Source organism: Janthinobacterium agaricidamnosum NBRC 102515 = DSM 9628 (assembly GCF_000723165.1).
In the GTDB taxonomy this organism is placed as follows: Bacteria; Pseudomonadota; Gammaproteobacteria; order Burkholderiales; family Burkholderiaceae_D; genus Janthinobacterium; species Janthinobacterium agaricidamnosum.
In genome coordinates, this window is the sequence record NZ_HG322949.1 from 5,874,148 (window position 1) to 5,875,851 (window position 1,704).

A 1,704-nucleotide genomic window follows, 5' to 3' on the forward strand; every position below is an offset into this window, starting at 1 on the left:
CAGCATCACGCCGAAGGACCAGGCGTACACCATCAGCGCCAAAAACAGCGGCAGATGCCTGGACGTGAAAGACTTCAGCACCGCTACCGGCGGCGCGATCCAGCAATGGGATTGCGGCAACAACAGCAACCAGCAATGGCGGCTGACGTCGACCGATCCGGTGTCGCCGCCGGACCCGGCGCCGCCCGGTCCGGCGGTCGACGCGAGCACGCTCGACAATAAACTGATCTTCGGCTACCAGGGCTGGTTCGCCTGCGAAGGCGACGGTTCGCCGATCGATATCGCCGGCAATGGCTGGCGTCACTGGGCGCCGAGCGCCACGCCGGTGGCCAGCAATGTGACGGTCGACATGTGGCCCGACATGCGCGACATCCCGGTGTCCGAACAATGCAAGACCGGCTTCACGATGCCCGACGGCTCGCCTGCCGTGCTGTACAGCTCGTGGAACCCGTCCACCGTCAAGCGCCATTTCGAATGGATGAAGAACTACGGCCTCGATGGCGTGCTGCTGCAGGAATTCGTCACTGAAATCACGCCCGGTTCGACCGACCGCCGCTTCCGCGACGGCGTCACCGCCAACGTGCGGGCCGCCGCCGAAGCCCATGGCCGGGTCTGGGCCGTCGAATACGACGTCAGCAGCGCGCAGGACGCCGACATCGTCAAGAACGTCAAGGATCAGTGGGCCGCGCTGGCCGCCAACGGCTCGCTGTCGTCGGCGCGCTATCTGCACCAGGGCGGCCTGCCGGTAGTGGAGTTGTGGGGCTTCGGCTTTAACGACCGGCCGGCCACGCCGGCGTCGGCCAACGCCTTGCTCGACTGGTTCCAGCGCGATGCGCCGGCCAACCAGCGCGCGTACGTGATCGGCGGCGTGCCGTCGCGCTGGCGCACGCTGACCGCAGACTCCAAGCCAGACCCGGCCTGGGCCGCGGTGTACCGCCGCTTCGACGCCATCAATCCATGGCTGGTGGGGCGCTTCGGCGACCCGCAGGGCGCGCGCGATTACCGCAAGAACGTGATGGACGCCGATATCGCCGAAGCCGGTCGGATCGGCAAGCGCTATATCCCGGTGATCTATCCAGGCACCCATGGCCAGCCGCGCGTCGGCGGCCGTTTCTGGTGGACCCAGTTCTACGAAGCCCGTTCGGCCGGCGCCAACACCTTCTTTGGCGCGATGTTCGATGAAGTCGACGAAGCGACCGCGATGTACAAGGTGGCGCCGAGCAAGGCCTTCGAGCCGGTCGAAATCCCGACCAGCCCGAGCCCGTATGAACCCGGCAAGCCGCGCGGCCCGTTCACGCCGCTCGACGCCGACGGCGAAAGCCTGAGCAGCGACTTTTACCTGCGCCTGGCCACCGAAGCGGGCAAGGTATTGCAGGGCAAACGGGCATTGGGACCGGATCGTCCGATCAATCAGTGATGACTATCCTGCGCGGTTCACAATAATAGTTTCCTATGTCTCATATTGTGCGCCGCAACAGGGAAATACTGTTTATGATGACGTCCGCCATATTTCCACATGGAAATAATAAGTGGCCAGGTATCCGCCATCGCAGGTTGGCGGTGCCGACGGGTAAGGCGGGGCAGCGCTGAACAGCTGCGCGGTGGCGGCTGACGGCCGGCCAGGGATGATCTGGCTGCGGCCGCCGCCCGGGTTTTTATGAAAAGACAATCATGAATCGAGCAACACCAAGTCATCGCCTGGGC

Annotated in this window: 1 protein-coding gene (only partly in view); it reads left to right on the forward strand. The window is 64.7% G+C overall.

The genetic code is table 11. The features are described 5' to 3' along the window. On the forward strand, positions 1-1,417 hold the 3' portion of the coding sequence (locus GJA_RS25445; RefSeq protein WP_051781322.1) for an RICIN domain-containing protein. It extends 8 nt beyond the left edge of the window; 1,417 of the gene's 1,425 nt are visible here — the last part of the coding sequence; the start codon falls outside the window, past its left edge; the stop codon is at positions 1,415-1,417. Positions 1,418-1,704: the final 287 nt, after the last annotated feature.